This window comes from Methyloversatilis sp. XJ19-49 (genome assembly GCF_024580145.1).
Lineage (GTDB): Bacteria > Pseudomonadota > Gammaproteobacteria > Burkholderiales > Rhodocyclaceae > Methyloversatilis.
Window position 1 is genome coordinate 1 of the sequence record NZ_JANINI010000015.1, and the last position, 16,644, is coordinate 16,644.

Annotated in this window: 17 protein-coding genes; 6 read left to right on the plus strand and 11 right to left on the minus strand. The window is 64.8% G+C overall.

All coding sequences use genetic code 11. The features are described from left to right. The first annotated feature begins 3 nt into the window (after nt 1-3). The 4 genes from NMQ16_RS16330 (at nt 4) to NMQ16_RS16345 (ending at nt 4,723) form a co-directional block, all read left to right on the plus strand. Nucleotides 4-615 carry a ThiF family adenylyltransferase gene (locus NMQ16_RS16330; RefSeq protein WP_257082066.1) on the plus strand — a complete coding sequence of 204 codons (612 nt, stop codon included), beginning with the start codon at nt 4-6 and terminating at the stop codon, nt 613-615. A gap of 193 nt (nt 616-808) precedes the next feature. Beyond that, nucleotides 809-2,401 (plus strand): DEAD/DEAH box helicase, encoded by a 1,593-nt coding sequence (locus NMQ16_RS16335; RefSeq protein ID WP_257081962.1) that lies wholly within the window; start codon nt 809-811, stop codon nt 2,399-2,401. 62 nt (nt 2,402-2,463) lie between these two features. Beyond that, entirely contained in the window at nt 2,464-4,272 is a 1,809-nt protein-coding gene (gene recQ / locus NMQ16_RS16340; RefSeq protein WP_257081963.1) for a DNA helicase RecQ, read from the plus strand. A 325-nt stretch (nt 4,273-4,597) separates the two neighbouring features. Then, nucleotides 4,598-4,723, plus strand: a complete 126-nt coding sequence (locus tag NMQ16_RS16345) for a hypothetical protein (RefSeq protein ID WP_257081964.1) — start codon at nt 4,598-4,600, stop codon at nt 4,721-4,723. 51 nt (nt 4,724-4,774) lie between these two features. On the opposite strand, the gene NMQ16_RS16350 is transcribed toward NMQ16_RS16345, so the two are convergent. The 6 genes from NMQ16_RS16350 to NMQ16_RS16375 form a co-directional block, all read right to left on the minus strand. After that, nucleotides 4,775-5,314, minus strand: coding sequence for a c-type cytochrome (locus NMQ16_RS16350; RefSeq protein ID WP_257081965.1), 540 nt, complete (start codon nt 5,312-5,314; stop codon nt 4,775-4,777). Then, nucleotides 5,289-6,563: a sulfite dehydrogenase gene (soxC, locus tag NMQ16_RS16355; protein ID WP_257081966.1), complete on the minus strand. Its 1,275-nt coding sequence runs from the start codon at nt 6,561-6,563 to the stop codon at nt 5,289-5,291. Before soxC ends, NMQ16_RS16350 begins: the two co-directional genes overlap by 26 nt. Before the next feature lie 8 nt (nt 6,564-6,571). Further along, complete coding sequence (locus tag NMQ16_RS16360) at nt 6,572-7,675, minus strand: FIST N-terminal domain-containing protein (protein WP_257081967.1); 1,104 nt, start codon at nt 7,673-7,675, stop codon at nt 6,572-6,574. A 19-nt stretch (nt 7,676-7,694) separates the two neighbouring features. After that, complete coding sequence (locus tag NMQ16_RS16365; RefSeq protein WP_257081968.1) at nt 7,695-8,069, minus strand: PhaM family polyhydroxyalkanoate granule multifunctional regulatory protein; 375 nt, start codon at nt 8,067-8,069, stop codon at nt 7,695-7,697. A gap of 253 nt (nt 8,070-8,322) precedes the next feature. Further along, nucleotides 8,323-10,185: a hybrid sensor histidine kinase/response regulator gene (locus NMQ16_RS16370; RefSeq protein ID WP_257081969.1), complete on the minus strand. Its 1,863-nt coding sequence runs from the start codon at nt 10,183-10,185 to the stop codon at nt 8,323-8,325. Further along, the gene (locus tag NMQ16_RS16375; protein ID WP_257081970.1) at nt 10,182-10,856 is read right to left on the minus strand and encodes a response regulator transcription factor; all 675 of its coding nucleotides are present in this window, start codon (nt 10,854-10,856) and stop codon (nt 10,182-10,184) included. Before NMQ16_RS16375 ends, NMQ16_RS16370 begins: the two co-directional genes overlap by 4 nt. A gap of 235 nt (nt 10,857-11,091) precedes the next feature. Here NMQ16_RS16375 and NMQ16_RS16380 point away from each other — a divergent pair, with 235 nt between their 5' ends. After that, entirely contained in the window at nt 11,092-11,712 is a 621-nt protein-coding gene (locus NMQ16_RS16380; protein WP_257081971.1) for a response regulator transcription factor, read from the plus strand. Nucleotides 11,713-11,737: 25 nt separating this feature from the next. Here NMQ16_RS16380 and NMQ16_RS16385 read toward each other — a convergent pair whose 3' ends face one another. The 4 genes from NMQ16_RS16385 to mutY all read right to left on the minus strand — a co-directional run bounded on the left by NMQ16_RS16385 (nt 11,738) and on the right by mutY (nt 14,905). Then, nucleotides 11,738-12,436, minus strand: a complete 699-nt coding sequence (locus NMQ16_RS16385) for a hypothetical protein (RefSeq protein ID WP_257081973.1) — start codon at nt 12,434-12,436, stop codon at nt 11,738-11,740. A 44-nt stretch (nt 12,437-12,480) separates the two neighbouring features. Then, nucleotides 12,481-13,314: a trans-aconitate 2-methyltransferase gene (locus tag NMQ16_RS16390; RefSeq protein ID WP_257081976.1), complete on the minus strand. Its 834-nt coding sequence runs from the start codon at nt 13,312-13,314 to the stop codon at nt 12,481-12,483. Nucleotides 13,315-13,532: 218 nt separating this feature from the next. After that, nucleotides 13,533-13,790, minus strand: coding sequence for a YkgJ family cysteine cluster protein (locus NMQ16_RS16395; protein WP_257081977.1), 258 nt, complete (start codon nt 13,788-13,790; stop codon nt 13,533-13,535). Next, entirely contained in the window at nt 13,787-14,905 is a 1,119-nt protein-coding gene (gene mutY / locus NMQ16_RS16400) for an A/G-specific adenine glycosylase (RefSeq protein ID WP_257081978.1), read from the minus strand. The genes NMQ16_RS16395 and mutY overlap by 4 nt, the downstream gene beginning before the upstream one ends. 153 nt (nt 14,906-15,058) lie before the next feature. Between mutY and NMQ16_RS16405 the strand changes: the two genes are divergently transcribed. Beyond that, nucleotides 15,059-15,607 carry a flavin reductase family protein gene (locus NMQ16_RS16405; protein ID WP_257081979.1) on the plus strand — a complete coding sequence of 183 codons (549 nt, stop codon included), beginning with the start codon at nt 15,059-15,061 and terminating at the stop codon, nt 15,605-15,607. On the opposite strand, the gene NMQ16_RS16410 is transcribed toward NMQ16_RS16405, so the two are convergent. Beyond that, complete coding sequence (locus tag NMQ16_RS16410; RefSeq protein WP_257081980.1) at nt 15,608-16,636, minus strand: YdiY family protein; 1,029 nt, start codon at nt 16,634-16,636, stop codon at nt 15,608-15,610. It abuts the gene before it with no gap. Nucleotides 16,637-16,644 lie beyond the last annotated feature (8 nt).

Below are 16,644 nucleotides of genomic sequence, written 5' to 3' on the forward strand. Positions count from 1 at the left end.
GCAATTGCCGATCTCGACCACGTTGCCGAGTCGAACATCAACCGACAGATTCAGGCGCTCGTGCCCACACTCGGCATGCCCAAGACCGAAGCAATGGCGCAACGCATCGCCGTCATCAATCCGGCTTGCGTCGTGACGCCCTTCGAAGATTTCGTGACGCCGGAGAATGTCGCCGAGGTGCTTGGCACGCACTACAACATCGTGATCGACTGCACCGATCAGGTTTCGGCCAAGGTCGCCATGGCGGTGCATTGCCACGCAAAGGGCATGCGGTTGCTGATGGCGGGGGCAGCAGGCGGCCGCATCGATCCGACGCGCATACGTTGTGCCGATCTTGCGGCAGCACAGGGTGACGCGCTGTTGGCACGCGTACGTCAGCTGCTGCGCAAGAGTGGGCAAATGCCCCTTCCCGAGAAGGCGCCATTCGGCATCGACGTGGTGTTCTCATCGGAGACGTTGCGTCGCCCGAACGCAGACAACTGCGATGCCCGGAGCACGCCACAAGGACTGAGCTGTGCCGGGTACGGCTCCTCCGTTTGCGTAACCGGCGCATTCGGTTTCGCACTTGCCGCGGCGGCGATCGATCATTTGCTCCGTCTCCGATCTGCAGGATGAACGCGACTCGATGTGCAGCAATGCAAGACTTCCGCCCGGAAGCCCTGTACACTCCGCGTGTGCCTAACCAATAGGCACCTTCCGTCGTCACACTGACGACAGGAGGCACCCGCCTCCCCACTGGAAGTCACTCATTTGTCTGCCTGTATTGGTGTCACTCAGCTTGAGCGACGGGCCGTCGCTGGAGATCTGTTTGAACACTGAAGTCGATTTCGCCGGGCTCGGCCTGGCTGAACCGCTGTTGCGCGCCATTTCGGAAGAGGGCTACACGCAACCCACCCCCATTCAACAAAAGGCCATTCCGCTCGTCATGGCCGGACGCGACCTGCTGGCTGCTGCGCAGACGGGTACCGGCAAGACCGCAGGATTCACGCTGCCCATCCTGCACACGCTGATCAACCGCCCGGCCAAGATTCCGCCGGGCCGCCCGCGCGTTCTGGTGCTTACACCGACGCGCGAACTGGCGGCACAGGTCGAGGAATCGGTACGCACCTACGGCGTGCACGCCGGCATGCGTTCGATGGTCATCTTTGGTGGTGTCGGCATGAACCCGCAGCTGCAGGGACTCAAGCAGCGCGTCGACATTCTGGTCGCCACGCCCGGCCGTCTGCTTGATCACCTCGGCGAAAAGACGCTGGATCTGTCGGGCGTTGAAATCTTCGTGCTCGACGAAGCGGACCGCATGCTGGACATGGGTTTCATCCGCGATATTCGCAAGGTGATCGCGGCATTGCCGAAGACCCGCCAGACACTGCTTTTCTCGGCCACGTTCTCGCCGGAAATACGCGAACTGGCGCATGGCCTGCTGAACAACGCCGCCGAGGTCGAGGTCGCACCCCGAAACACGACCGCCGAGCGTGTCGATCAGAGCGTCTACATGGTGGAACAGAAGCAGAAGCGCCATTTGCTTGCGCATTTGATCAATACGGGCGAATGGACACAGGTGCTGGTGTTCACGCGTACCAAGCATGGTGCCAACCGGTTGGCCGAACAGCTCGACAAGCAGGGCATCAGTGCGTTGGCGATCCACGGCAACAAAAGTCAGAACGCGCGTACCCGTGCGCTGGCCGATTTCAAGAGCAATTCGCTGCGCGTGCTCGTCGCGACGGACATCGCTGCGCGCGGACTGGACATTGACCAGTTGCCACACGTTGTCAATTTCGAACTGCCCAGCGTGCCGGAAGATTATGTGCACCGCATTGGCCGCACCGGCCGTGCCGGCGCCAGCGGCTCCGCCGTGTCTTTGGTGGATCGTGAAGAGGTCAAACTGCTGAGTGCGATCGAGAAGGTCACCCGCCAGGCCATCCCGAAGGCGACCGCAGAAGGCTTCGTGCCTGGCATCGTGGTCGAGGAACCGGATCGCGGCCCTCGTCCGCCGGGCCGCGGTGCGCGCAACAATGACGCGCCGCGTCGCAAGCCGGCCGCAGGCACGGCGCCGCGCGCCGGTGGTGATCGTCCTGCGCGTGCTGCGCAGCCCAAGGCTGCCGGCGGAGCACCGGCGCCACGTGGAGCCGGTCGCGGTCCGGGCGGTGGCGCACCGCGCAACGGCAATGCTGCAGGTCGTGCGTCGGGAGCTGGCAACGGCGGTGGCGGTAACCGCGCACCCGCGCGTGCGCACGATGACGACGATGACAATCGCGGCAACCGCATCCAGCCGGCTGCCGCCGCGCCGCGCGAAGTGAATGGCAATGTGATGCCGCGTGCGGGCGATGCCCGTCGTGGCGACGCTCGCCGTCCGCAGGCGCCGGCACTCTTTTCGCCGCGCAATCGTTCGGGTTCGCGCTGAAACTCGCATTAGTGCGATGTTGATGGTGCGGCTGCGAACCGACGTTGACCGGGCGCAACGTGATGCGTGAAAACGCGCTGCGCGTCCTGAAGGACGTGTTCGGTCATCCCGGTTTCCGCGGTGCCCAGGGTGACATCGTCGAACATGTCGCCGGCGGTGGGGACGCGCTGGTGCTGATGCCCACCGGCGGCGGCAAATCGCTTTGCTATCAGGTACCGGCGTTGCTGAGACCCGGCACTGCGGTTGTGGTGTCGCCGCTGATCGCATTGATGCAGGATCAGGTGGCGGCGCTGACGCTGCTCGGTGTGCGCGCCGCCTTCCTCAACTCCACGCTCGACCTCGATCAGGTACGCGACGTCGAGCGACGTCTGCTCGACGGCAAGCTCGACCTGCTGTATGTCGCGCCCGAGCGATTGAACACGCCGCGCTGCCTCGACCTGCTGAGCCACATCCGACCGGCCCTTTTCGCCATTGACGAAGCCCATTGCGTCGCGCAGTGGGGGCATGATTTCCGTCCAGAATATCTGCAACTGTCGGTGCTGCACGAACGCTTCCCGGACGTGCCGCGCATTGCGCTGACCGCGACTGCCGATCCGGCGACCCGCGCGGAAATCATCGAACGGCTCGCGCTGCAGGATTCGCGCGTGTTCGTGTCCAGCTTCGATCGCCCGAACATCCGTTACACCATCGTGGACAAGGATGATGCGCGCAAGCAACTGCTGCGATTCATCCGCACCGAGCATGCTGACGATGCCGGCATCGTGTACTGCCTATCGCGCAAGAAAGTGGACGAAACCGCCGAATGGCTGGTTGCGCAGGGTGTGAAGGCGCTGCCCTACCATGCCGGCATGGACACCCAGGCACGTGCCGTCAATCAGGCGCGCTTCCAGCGCGAGGAGGGCATCGTTGTCGTGGCCACGATCGCTTTCGGCATGGGCATCGACAAGCCGGACGTGCGCTTTGTCGCCCATCTCGACCTGCCGCGTTCGATCGAAGGTTACTACCAGGAAACCGGTCGGGCCGGTCGCGACGGCACGGCGGCGGACGCCTGGATGGCCTATGGTCTCGCCGACGTGGTGCAGCAGCGTCGCTTCATCGACCAGTCGGAAGGCAACGAAGCCTTCCGGCGCATTTCCAGCGGCAAGCTCGACGCGCTGCTCGGCCTGTGCGAAACCGCGCACTGCCGGCGCGTGCATCTGCTCGCCTATTTCGGCGAGCAGGGCGCTCCGTGCGGCAACTGCGACAACTGCCTGAATCCGCCGGAAACCTGGGACGCCACGGTGGCGTCGCAAAAAGCGCTGTCTGCCATCTATCGCACGGGCAACCGCTTCGGCGCCACCCATCTGATCGACGTACTGCGCGGCAAGGACACCGAGCGCATCCGCCAATGGGGACACGACAAGCTTTCGGTACATGGGATCGGCAAGGCGGAAGACGAGAATCTATGGCGCAGCGTGTTCCGTCAGCTTGTGGCGCTCGGATTTGCGCGCGTCGATCAGGAATCCTTCGGCGCCCTGGTGCTCACCGACGCTGCACGCCCGGTTCTGCGCGGCGAACAGAGGGTGACGATGCGGCGCATCGTCGAGCGCATCAAGGAATCCGGCGCACGGCGCAGTCGTGCGGCCGCTCCGATCTCGACGGAAGGCGTCGATGCAGACCTGCTTGCTGCACTGAAAGCCTGGCGTCTCGACGAGGCGCGTACCCAGTCCGTCCCCGCCTACGTCATCCTGCACGACAGCACGTTGATCGAACTGGCGCGCAACCGGCCCGCGGACTGCGACGAGCTGGCCGACATCGCCGGCTTCGGCAGCCGCAAGATCGAGCGTTACGGCGACACGCTGGTCAGGCTGATCGCCAGCTTCGGCGGCTGATTTGTTGCACTGCAATAGTGCAGCAGCGCGGCGATGGCCGATCGTGGTGCCAGGTACCTTCTGGTTGCCCGTTCAACGCCTAATGAAAACAGTCGGTTAAGAATTCCGTCGGCTGGCACCGATGTTGCGTACACCCCTCCTGACATCACTTTTGAAGAAGGAGGGCAGCATGCGTTGCAACATCCGATCTCTTCTACCGTGCATCACCCTGTGCGCCGCTCTGGGTACAGCGATGCCTGCGCATGCAGATGCGCTTGACGTACCGGCTTCATGTGTCACCTCCTCGCGGACAGTCGAGAGCCGTGCAGACTGCCGCGAAGCATCCGTGACGAACGCCCGTCAGAACTACCCGCTCGCCGGATTGCTGGACGAGCAATCGGAATCAGGGCTCGGCCTGGCCTTTGCCGCCTTCATGATCGGCGCTCTCGCGCTGAGGGTCGGGCTGCGCTGACGGCCAGGCGGGGTGAAGGGTACGGTGCCTCAACGGGCCTGTATGCCTTCTTCAGGGAGCTTCGACGCGGATGAAGCCTTCACGGTTCGGCATTCGCACAGCGGCCAGCCGCGCGGCGTCCATGACCGCGTCGGCAGCGATCAAGCCGTTGGCGTGCAGTAACCAGGCGCTCAGCGCATACACCTCGTCGGCATTCAGGGTACCGGGTGCCGTCATCGGCTTGGCGCGACGAATGAAATCGAACAGCGTGGTGGCAAACGGCCAGTAGCTGCCGATGGTCTTGTCGGCCGCGGGATGGTCGAGCGGACGGCTGGCGCCGGTCAGCTCCTCGGCTGTACCGCCGCGTCCATCCCTGCCATGGCAGGCGGCGCAGTGACGGAGGAACAACGGTGCCCCTTCCTTTACCGAGCCTTGTCCGGGCGGCAGACCGCGACCGTCCGGAAATACATTGAGCGTCTGCGCCGCCAGTCCATCGGCGGCGACTGGAACGCCCAGCTTCGGCGCCTCGACGCGCTGGGCCAGCGGCGCGGCGCAGCCGTTGAGCAGCGTGGTCGCCACAGCAGCGCTAATAAGTATGCGAAACCAGTCCATCGTCCTCGACCGCCCAGGCCACGATCGCATGGTAGTGGAAATAACCGGCCCGGCCGCGTTCCGCGATCAGTGCCGCGCGTTCCGGCTGCATGTTGCCGGCCTCGTCGGTAGCCCGGCTTTTCAGTACCGCCGGTTTGCCGTCCCAGCGCCACGGCAGGCGAAAGCGCGTGAAGCAACGCGGCAGTGCAGGTGATTGCAGGACGGCATCGGTCCATTGCCTGCCATTGTCGACCGACACTTCGACCCGCGTGATGCGTCCGTGACCACTCCAGGCGAGACCGCTGATCTGATACACATCCGGCTGGCGCAGTGTCTGGCCGTGCGACGGCGAGGTAATCAACGACTTGCAGTCCATCGTGAAGGTAAACTGGCGAGCCTTGCCCGAAGGTAGCAACTCGGTGTACTTCGACGTTTCGTTGCGCGACATCACCGGTTGGTCGGCGACTTCAAGCCGCTGCAGCCACTTCACATGCAGCACGCCTTCCCAGCCGGGCACGATGAGCCGCATCGGATAACCGTTTTCCGGGCGCAGCCGTTCGCCGTTCTGGTAAAGCCCGATCAGACAGTCTTCGCGCATCTTGCCGAGCGGTATGCTCATGTTCATCGCCCCGGCATCCGCCCCTTCGGCGATCACCCACGAGGCCTCCTGATCCACGCCCGCCTCGTCGAGCAGGAAGGACAGCGGCACTCCAGTCCATTCGGCGCATGACACCAGACCATGCACCGATCCGGCCGGGCGCTGTATCGGTTCGGCGTGCCAGCCGGCGTTGCTGTTGCCGCCGCATTCGATGAACAGCATCTGCGAACGCATCGGGTAGCGCAGCAGCGACTTCACATCGAAACTCAGCGCCTGGCGTACCCGGCCATGCACCACAAGGCGGTGCTGCGCCGGATCGATCTGCGGAACGCCGTTGTGGTGGCGCTCGAAGTGAAGGCCGTTCGGCGTGATCGTGCCGTCGAGGTCTTCCAGCGGCGTGAACGAGACGCCGTTTCCGGCGACCGCACGGTTGGCGCCGATGCGCCGCGCGGTGTAGCGCTCGTGCGACGAAGGTTGTCCGTACGCAGAAAAGGGCTGGCCCGGCACATGCAGCCACGGCAGGTCGCCGCCGGACTGTGCCGCCGTTGCGCCGGCCGCTGCAGTGGCACCTGCAAGCGCAGCGCCCTGCTTCAGGAACCGACGCCGGTCGAGCCGCTCTTCGCCTGCGCCAACGGGCGGCTGATCAGCATTGCCGTTCGGGTTTCGTGCCATGTCATCCGCTATAGAAACAGGGTCAGCACACCAGTGTAGCCGTACAGCTGATCATGCGAAATCTCGCCGCCTGCGAAGAATCCGGCCACCGGCAGACCTGGAAACACGGCTTCCAGCATGTCCGGTTCGGCATTGTCGTTGCCGAACATGTGCTCGCCGCGTGCCGCGCACGACACATACAGCGCCGCTTTCGGCGGCGCGTCGAGCGAGTCGTGCAGCTCGTGCAGCATGCGCATCATGTCGGCGCGTGCGCAGTCACCATCGCGCCGGTAGAAGCGGATGCGCTGCCCGACCTCGACGGCATCGTTGATGGCGAACACGCCGCTCGCCGGGTCGAGCGCGATCACATTGCGTACCCGGAACTCGGCGTCGTCACGCCCCGGAATGCCCAGTCCGGGAAGGATGTAGCGCACAGCACGGCGCAGATCCTGGCCGAGCGAAGTACCAGCCGCTTCGAGGAAGGCATCGAGCGCCGGCCGACCATCGATCTCGGTCACCACATTCTGGTCGCAGGCGGTGACGATACGTGCCTGACCGACGGCGCAACAGCCCTGCGTCAGCCGGGTCGTGATGCTCACCTGCTCATTGAAGGCCACGCCGCTGATGCCGCCGTAAAGTGCGCCGTTGGCGATCATCGGCGCCCGGCCGCGCGAGAGTGCCAGACCGCCGGTAATGAAACCGCTCGACACCTTGGTCGCCATGTCGGTGATCAGGTCGCTCATGTCCGGCGTCGACGGGTCGGCGTGCACGACGGCGAAGTAAGGCTGCTCGCGCCCCGCATCGATGCCCAGCATGTTGGGCAGGCGATCGCGCCCGGAAAAGACCTGGAAGCTGCCCTCGGGCAGGCGGGCGACCAGCAGCGCCAGACCGGGGTGGTTCTGCGCAGCGCTGCTGCGGCCGATCACGCCGAGCGAGCAGGTGCCGACCCAATTGGGGATGCCGGTCAGCAGCGTCAGCCGGTCAACCATGGCCTGTACGTCGTTGCCGTAATGGTCGGTGAAATAAACGAATCCGAGATTGGCGCCGCCGGGCATATCCAGCGTGCCAAGAGCCCGGTCCATCGCAACCGGCCAGTCTTCATGAAAGGCGGTGCTCGCTGCAAAGGTGTTCACGGACTAGTTCCTGCGGCGGTTATCCATCACTGGGTGGGACGGGATCAACTTCCGGTGCAGCGCCAGACGGGGTGGCCGCTGCGCTGTTCTGCATCACCGACCATGGCCACATGGCCGCATTGCCGAAGGCCTGCATCGGGTTTGCGGCAGCGGTGGGCGCCGGTGCGGTGCCGCCGGCGTGCGCTGCCATTGCCTGCATCGTGGCCAGTGTGGCGCGCTGGACTTCCAGCCCCTGGATACTGGTCTGCAGCATGCCCATGTTCATGCGCAGCCAGCCTTCGACTGCCTTGAGATCGGCAATCCGCTTGTCGAGTTCGCCGACGTCGAGCGTAGGCGTCACGAAACCGGGTACCGGAAAGGGCATCTGCCCCCATACCGAGCGGAGAAATTCCATTGGATCGTACTGGGAAGGATCGCCAGCCATGTCGTCACCTCTGTCGCGGAATGTCGGCAGAGCATAGCAGCGGCGCGCGAGGTGAGCGCGCTTCCCGTCCCCGGACCGTTTCAGCGGCCACGCAGAGCCGGCGCGAAAAGAAAACGCGGCCTTCGCAGACCGCGTCAAGGGGACACAACGTGCACAACAACTTCATTCTGTTAAACGGGATGTAGGGCAGCAATCGTCCTTTCGGTCTAGACCTGTGCGTGCCTCAGGCTTTCACTGCTTCCTTCAGCTTGAACTGGATCAGCGTGCGCAGCTTGGCCGGCATGACCGGCTTGAGCAGCAGGTGGTGGCCGAGATCGCGCGCTTCTTCCAGCCGCTCCGGCGTCGCGCTGCCAGTCACAAGAATGGCCGGGATTTCGGTGCCGAAATGCCGGCGAACCGCGGTCACCACTTCCGGCCCGATTTCTCCGTCGCGCAACTGATAGTCGGCGATGATCAGGTCGGGTGGCGCGTCGCGTGCAGTGACCTGCGCCATAGCCTCGGCCGCGGTCCCGGCAATCAGCGCTTCCGCCCCCCAACTGCCGAGTAGCGCGCTCATGCCGTCGACGATGCTTGCCTCGTCGTCGATCACCAGAATGCAGCGGCCGCCCAGATCGGCCTGGCTGCGTTCGACGCGGGCCGCTGCGACACGTACGACCGGCGCGCGGCCCATCGGAACGTCAACGCGGAAAACTGTTCCGCGACCCAGCCGTGATGACAGGCTGACCGGATGGTCGAGCAATGCTGCCAGCCGCTGCACGATGGACAAGCCGAGCCCGAGTCCCTTGCGTCGGTCGCGCTCCGCGTTCGCGAGCTGCACGAACTCTTCGAAGATGCGCGCCTGATCGTCCGGCGCAATGCCCATGCCGGTATCCCAGACCTCGAATCGAAGTTTGCCCTTGCGCAGCCGGGTGCTGACCAGCACGCCACCGGTTCGCGTGTAGCGCATCGCGTTGGAAATCAGGTTGCGCAGGATGCGTTCGAGCAGCACCGGATCACTGCGTACCCATGCGCTGCGCGATGGCATGCGGAACGACAGGCCGCGGTCGAACGCTTCCGGCTCGAAGTCCATGCGCAGTCGGTCGAACAGTGCCGTGACCGAAACGTCGGTGATTTCGGGCTTTACCTTGCCGGAGTCGATCTTCGAAATGTCGAGCAATTCGTTGAAAAGACCTTCCAGCGCTTCGACCGAACTGCTGATGCTTGTCACCAGATTGGCGACGTCGGGTTCACGTGCCTTGGCCGACAGCGCGGCAGCGAAAAGGCCCATGGCATGCAGCGGCTGGCGCAGGTCATGGCTGGCTGCAGCGAAGAACTGGCTTTTCGCGCGGCTGGCCTGATCGGCGCGATCGCGTGCCTGCGACAGTTCGACATTCTGTGCCTCCAGTCGTTTGCTCAGCACCTCATTGGCGTAGCGACTGCGCAGCGCGCGTTCGATCAGTGCGTTGAAATTCCGGCCCACCTTCCACAACGCGATCATCAGCACGGTCACGATGAACGCGATCAGCAGGTCATAACGACCGCCTTCCCAGATGTAGCGCGCGATCACCGGCAACAGCGTCGTAAACAGGAAGGCGTAGTAGCTCGGAAGATGCATCGACGTGATGGCCACCGCCACGCCGCACACCGACACCAGCAGCGACATCAGCACGATCTGTTGCTGCGGCGCATCCGGACTGAAGAACAGCCACAGTGTGGAACTCCACAGCACACCCGAAACCACAGCGCCGACCAGCCAGTAGTTGCCCCAGCGCGGGGCGTCGTCGGCATTCGGGGCAGCGCGGTTGTACATGCGCAGCAGCACCAGACGCGAAATCTGGTTGGCGACCGACGCGGCAAACCAGAGCGCGACCGTCATCAGCGGGAAGGCGGTGTACATGGTGATGGCCACCAGCACCGTGCCAAGCACCTGACCGCCGAAGGCGGTACGAAGGTTCGCATACAGCATGTCAATCTGGGTCGCGCGCACCTGCTTGTCAAGCAAAGCCTGTTCAAGCGCGTCGAGCCGTGCCGCTGCATCCCCGCGTTCGCGGGTGAGCGATTCGATCGTCGTCTTTTCGGGCACCGCAATGCCCGTCTGCACCGTCATTGCGAGCCGCCCGACGGACCGAGCTTGAGGCCGATGCGGCTTGCCGCGACGACGGCCTGGGTGCGGTTGGTGGCGCCGAGCGCCTTCAGGATCGCCGTGATGTGCACCTTTACCGTACCTTCGGCCAGATTCAGCTCGCGGCAGATTTCCTTGTTCGGCATGCCCTGAACCATCAGCGTCAGCACCTCGGACTGGCGTTCGGTCAAGCCGATGTCCGATGCGGTCTGCGGCTTGCGCGGTGCGTCATCGCGCCGCGGTGCGCCAAGGCCATATTCGCCCGCGATCGCCTGGCGTGGCACGTAGACGCCGCCGGACAACACGAGGCGCAGCGCGCCCAGCAGCACTTCATTGCTGCTGGACTTCGGAATGAAGCCCATGGCGCCTTCGTCGAGTGACGAAATGACGGTGTCCGTGTCGTCGAAGCCCGACAGCACAACGATGGGCAATGCCGGCTGCGCCGAGCGGAAGGTACGCAACGCACTCATTCCGCTGCAGCCCGGCAGCGTCAGATCGAGCAGCGCAAGGTCGAGATCCGGATGCTGTTCGGCCAGCGCCAGTCCGCTCTCCAGGTCCGACGCGTCATAGAGCCGGATGTCTGCGGCGAGGCCGGGCAACACGTGGCGCAGTGCCTCGCGGATCAACGGATGGTCATCAACGATCAGTATCTTCATTGTGCTTGCGCAGGGATGTCGGCTGCCAGCTTACCTTTTCAAAGACACTCATGATGGCGGAAACGACACGATACCGCTCTGAAAGATATAACTTAAGACGTAGTCTCTATGGATGAATCGGGCTGGGTTTCTGCGCGATTAGAATCAACGTGCAGCACATTCGGCATGCTTGGTGGGCCCGCATCATGTGAGCCAGAGCAGTCACGCTGCGATCAGCCGAGCAAAGGAGCTTCCGTTGGGTTGCATATTGGTCATAGACGACCACGCGCTGGTGCGCGAGGGGCTGGCGCAGACACTTTCCCGGCTGGGAGGCACCCTCAGTGTCATCGAGGCGACCGACGCGGCGCATGCGCTCACTCTGATCGACGAACGCGATGACATCGATCTGGTGATCACCGACCTGATCATGCCGGGCATGAACGGGTTTTCCCTGCTCGCGACGTTGCGCGAGCGTGACCCTTCGCTACCGGTTCTGGTGGTGTCGGCACTCAGTGACAAGCCGACAGTTAACCGGGCCATGCGTCACGGGGCCTCAGGTTTCGTGTCAAAGGGCGATTCGGGCGCGCAACTGGTTGAGGCCGTGCGCGAAGTGCTCGATGGCAATCTCTACACGCCGCCCGCGCGGTCGAAAGTTGTCGATCCGCCAGCGACCCATGGCCTGACACGTGCGCAGCAGCGCGTGCTGCTGCTGCTGGCCGAGGGGTGCAGCAATCGTGAAATCGCCGAATCGCTCGGATTGGCCGAAGGTACGGTGAAGGTTCACGTGAGCCGCATCCTGAGTGCCTACAAGGTGGCTTCGCGCGCCCAGTTGCTGATCGCACTGGCGCGAGAGCAGGCTCGCCGGCGCTCGCACTGACCGGCAGCCCGATTCGCGCGGTCGGTCAGTGAGCGCCGATCGCGGCGTCCACCTCGTGCCGGGACTGCGTCCGTGCATGTTCGTCCATCGTGTCTTCGGCGTCGATGTCCACTTCCTCATGCTCGATGCGCAGGATGTCGAGCACCGGTGCGGCAACCCTGCGGCAGGCATTTGCCAGCGGCGACGGCAGCGTTTCCGGGATGCGTTTCTGCAGCAGTTGCTTCGACGACGAAATTGCGAACACCGGCTCCAGAATGCGGTTGCGGTAGGCGCCCAACTGGGCTTCGACCGTACGGTCGGCCGCTTCGCGCGCCCAGCTGTTGGTCGGCCACTGCATCGGCAACGCCAGCGCGCGCGGGAAGGCTTCCAGATCCTGCTGCACGGTGCGCATGTCCTCGTGCGAATCACGGAACGGCAACAGAACGAGGTGTGCGAGGCTGTACAGGTGGCGATCCATGTCGCTGCGGTTGGCACCGCCGTCGATGACGCCGATCCACTTGTTCAGCCCGCGGATCTTCTCCACCACCTTGGCGAGCGCATCGCGCGAACGTGCGTCCGCTGTCAGGTAGCGCCGGCCTTCCGGATCCAGCGGCTCGCGGCCGATGTCGGTCAGCACACATACCGAACGCTGGTTCAGCAGCCCCAGCCCCTGACAGAGCATGTGCGACAGCGTGGTCTTGCCGGTGCCGCCCTTGTTGCCGATGACACAGATGATTTCAGCCATGGTGATGTTCCCCGTCGTACCGAGTGCAATTCGATGAGTGATTGTTACGCGACGAGCCCGTCGGCATCGCCCGGAACTGCGGCCGTAACGGGCGCCAATTCCGCGTTCGCGCCACTTGCTGCAGGTTCGTTCTTGCTGCGTCGGCAGGCGAAACTGTAGACATACAGCTCACGCGCTCCGGGCTCGCCCTCGACGATGCGGTCCGTGCTCAGCCCCGGTATTTCGAAGCTGTTGGCGATGAGCAGCGCACCAGGGCGCATTTCCAGCGCTGCCTTGCGCCCCAGCTTCGGCATCGGAACCGGTGACAGGAAGGCATACACCACGTCGAAGTGACCGAGGTGGGCGGACCACAGATCATCGCGGCGGATGGTCACGTTCGGCAGATGGCGGTTGCGCAGGCGGGCGATCAGCCAGGGCAGCGGTGCGTTTTCGATGCCGGTGAAGCGGCAGTCCGGTCGCGACATGGCCAGCCGGCGCAACAGGCTGCCGGTGCCGCAACCGAGATCGACCAGATGGACCGGTCTGTCCTGCGGCAGCGTCAGGAGCAGCGCGCGTGCGGTCGCCTGATTGGTCAGGAACAGCGGCACGCGCGTGCGGAACGTCGACCAGAAAATGGCCGACAGTGCGAGGAACGCGAACAGATACCAGGCGGGTGCAATGTCGAGCGCACGCGCAGCGACCACCAGCGGCGAAAAAAGCAGATGGATGATGACCCACCAGCGCGGAGCGCCCATGGCAAGCGCCAGCGCAGCTGCAATGCCGCCCTGCATGATCACTACAGCGGTCAGCCCGGCGGGAGGCGTGACCGTGTAAAGCAGGGCAAACACGGCAACGGCCCACGCGATGAACTGCACGGTGAGGGCACGGAACAGGTGCATGGGGATGGCCCACGGAACGCAATACCACAATGTTAATCCGTGTGACGCCCGTCACAGGCGCCGATAAGCGCAGACAAAATGCCGTATTCCCGCAATTAAGGCGGGCGCGCTCCTTGCCTGCAGGTCAGCGCGTCGCAGGGCAGGGCGCAGTGACGCCGCCTGAATTGCCGTCAGGCCGGGCGGTGCAACGCGGTCCACGAATCAAATGAGAACAGCGCCTAGCCAGTGCGGGTCGCGTGTTCCAGCTCTGCCAGCCACACCAGCGCATGCGCGCGGCCGTCGCCGCACATGTCGGCCGATGGCTGCAGGCCGCCGCAGCAGGCAGGGCGCTCGGGCAAGCCGAAAATGCGGCAGCGCTCGTGCTCGTCGAGTTGCACGCAGCGCACACCGGCCGGCTTGCCATGAGGCATGCCCGGAATCGGGCTGGAAATGGAAGGTGCGATGCAGCAGGCGCCGCAGCCGTCGCGGCACTTCATGGCAGGCGTAGCGACGTGCGGCGGCATGCATCATGCTGGGCAAGCAGCTTGCGTACCGGCGCCGGCAGCGCCGCCTCGGTGGCGCTGTCCAGCGGCTGCCAGTGCAGCGCGGTTTCCGCTGCCAGCACAGGCGCTGCGCTGGCAGCGATGCATATATGCAGCGGCACCAGATGCAATTCGAAATGCGTGAAGCCATGGACGACCGGCGCCATCGCCTCGGCGGCGTGGTCCGGCAGACCGTGGGTCGCCAGCCAGCGTCCTGCTTCGGCCAGCGCATCGGGCCGGGTTTGCGCAGTCAGTTCCGGCAGGCTCAGCAGCCCGCCCCAGATGCCCTGGCCCGGGCGGCGTTCCAGCAGTACGCGGCCCGCGCATTCGATTAGCAGCGCAAAGCGCAGACGCTGCGGCCTGACCTTTGCCGGCCGCGGCGCCGGCAGTTCGCGCTGGCGACCGGCGCGCTCAGCCACGCAGCGCGCGCGCAGCGGGCAGTCGGCGCAGCGCGGACGGGCGCGCGTGCATACCGTGGCACCCAGATCCATCAAGGCCTGGGTGTAGGCGGCGCCGTCGCGCTTCGGCATCAACTCATGCGCAAGCGCCCACATCTGCTGCTCGACCGCACGCGCGCCCGGAAAGCCCTCGATGCCGAATACACGGGCGAACACGCGCTTCACGTTGCCGTCGAGTATCGGTTCGTGCGCGCCAAAGCAGAACGTGGCAATGGCAGCGGCGGTCGAGCGGCCGATGCCAGGCAGGCTGGCGATGTCGCCCGCGGTCGCCGGGAAGCGTCCGTCGAAGCGTTGCATGACCTCGCGCGCCGCCCGGTGCAGATTGCGTGCGCGGGCGTAGTAGCCCAGGCCGCTCCATGACTCCATCACGCTGCCTTCGTCGGCCGCCGCGAGTGCAGCCAGCGTCGGAAAGCGCGCCATGAAGCGGGCGTAGTAGCCGATTACCGTCTGCACCTGGGTCTGCTGCAGCATGATTTCCGACACCCACACTCCGTAGGCGTCGCCGTGCTGCCAGGGCAGGTCATGGCGGCCGTTCAGACGCTGCCAGCGCACCAGCGTCGGGGCGAAATCATCGTTCTGTACGAGGGGGGATTCGTCGGTTTGCGGCGCCATGTCGTGTCGTGAGGCGTGGTTCGGCAGCGGATTGTAGGCGCCGGGCGCTGGCCGGCTGCGCAAAAGCGGCGATAATCTGCGCTCACAAACGTTCGCTCGCCTGATGACCTACCCGCCCGCCCGACCCGCGCGCACCGCCGCGCAGGCAGTGCCATGTCCGATCTGCCCTCCGGACGCGACCACGCGGTTCCGCGCGCCGCGATGAACAACCCTGCCCGCGACAGCCGTGCCTTTCGCGATGCGTTGGGGCTGTTCGCCACCGGCATCACCATCGTGACCACCCGCGCGCCCAACGGAGACCCGGTCGGCCTGACCGTGAATTCCTTCAATTCGGTGTCGCTCGATCCGCCGCTGGTGCTGTGGAGCCTGATGTGCGGTTCGCCGAGCGAAGAGGCTTTCCGCACCTGCTCCCACTACGCCATCCATGTGCTGGGGGCTCACCAGCAGTCGCTGTCGAGCCGTTTCGCCGGCAGTCGCGAACAGCGTTTCGCCGGGCTTGCCACCGGTCAGGGACTGGGCGACGCGCCGCTGCTCGAAGGCTGCCTTGCGCGCTTCGAATGTCGCAACGACATCCAGTACGCCGGTGGCGATCACCTGATCTTCGTCGGCCGGGTGGAACGCTTCGAGCGCAGCGCCGGCGATCCGCTGCTGTATTTCGGGGGCGGATATCGCGGCATCGGCAAGCCCGAAGCCAAGCCCTGATCACCAGGCGTAGCCCAGGCCGAGCAGCAGCGTCGAATCGACGGCCTTGCGACCGGGGGCCGGCGTGCGTTCCCAGTCGGCATTGAGCTGTGCCGACGCCGTCATGCCGGCGGCGATCGGCAGGCGCACTCCCGTTTTCGAGCGGATGGTCAGCTGCTCGGTATCGGCGATGCTCCAGAATCCGTCCTGGTCGTGGAACAGTTCGGCGCGTCGGTCCAGCAGCCAGTGCGACGCGCGTACGCCCCAGCCCAGCGCCGGATAGTCGTCGTCCCGGCTGACGATGCGGTCCACATTGACGTAATCGAGACCCGTACGCAGCGACAGCCGCGTCTGTTCGTCCTCGAAGATCTGCCAGCCGTAACCGGCACCGACCGTCGTGCGCAGCTGGATGTCCTTGATCTTGTCCTGCTCGAACGAGGTGCGTGCGTAGATGAACTGACGCTCATTGACGAAGTGGTCGTAGTTGCCGTTGAGCAGCCATTGCTGCGCCGTCTTCACTCCGCGGTCCTTGCGCCGGTCCACCTTCATGCCGAGCCCCCAGGCATAGCCTTTGGCGCGCGCGTCCAGGGCACCATCACCATAGATGCGGTCGTTCTCGGCGTTGCCACGCACCAGTGCGGCCGACATATTGACCCGGCCGCTGTAGCTCACGCCATTGCCGGACTGTTCCGGCGTCGGATTGATGAAGGCGATGTCCTCCCGCTTCACATTGCCTTCGGTACTCGGATTCGACAGCGCCACCTTGTCGGCTTCGCTGGCGGCCAGCTGCGCGCTGTTGAGCAGATCCCCGCCTGCAGTCATCACGGTGACCGGTTCTGAAGTGCGCAGGCTTTTCACGAGGTCCCAGCGCAAGCGCAGATCGCCCGCGTATTCGGTGCGCACGACCAGCTCGTTGCCGGCCTTGGACACGATGCGCCCGGTGATGCGATCACCGTTGGTCAGTTCGATCTCGTCGGCATGACCGGGCGCACTCAGCATGAATGCAGGAAAAAAAAGGGCAAGCAATGGCGGCAGGCGTCGCAGGCGCATGGAAATCT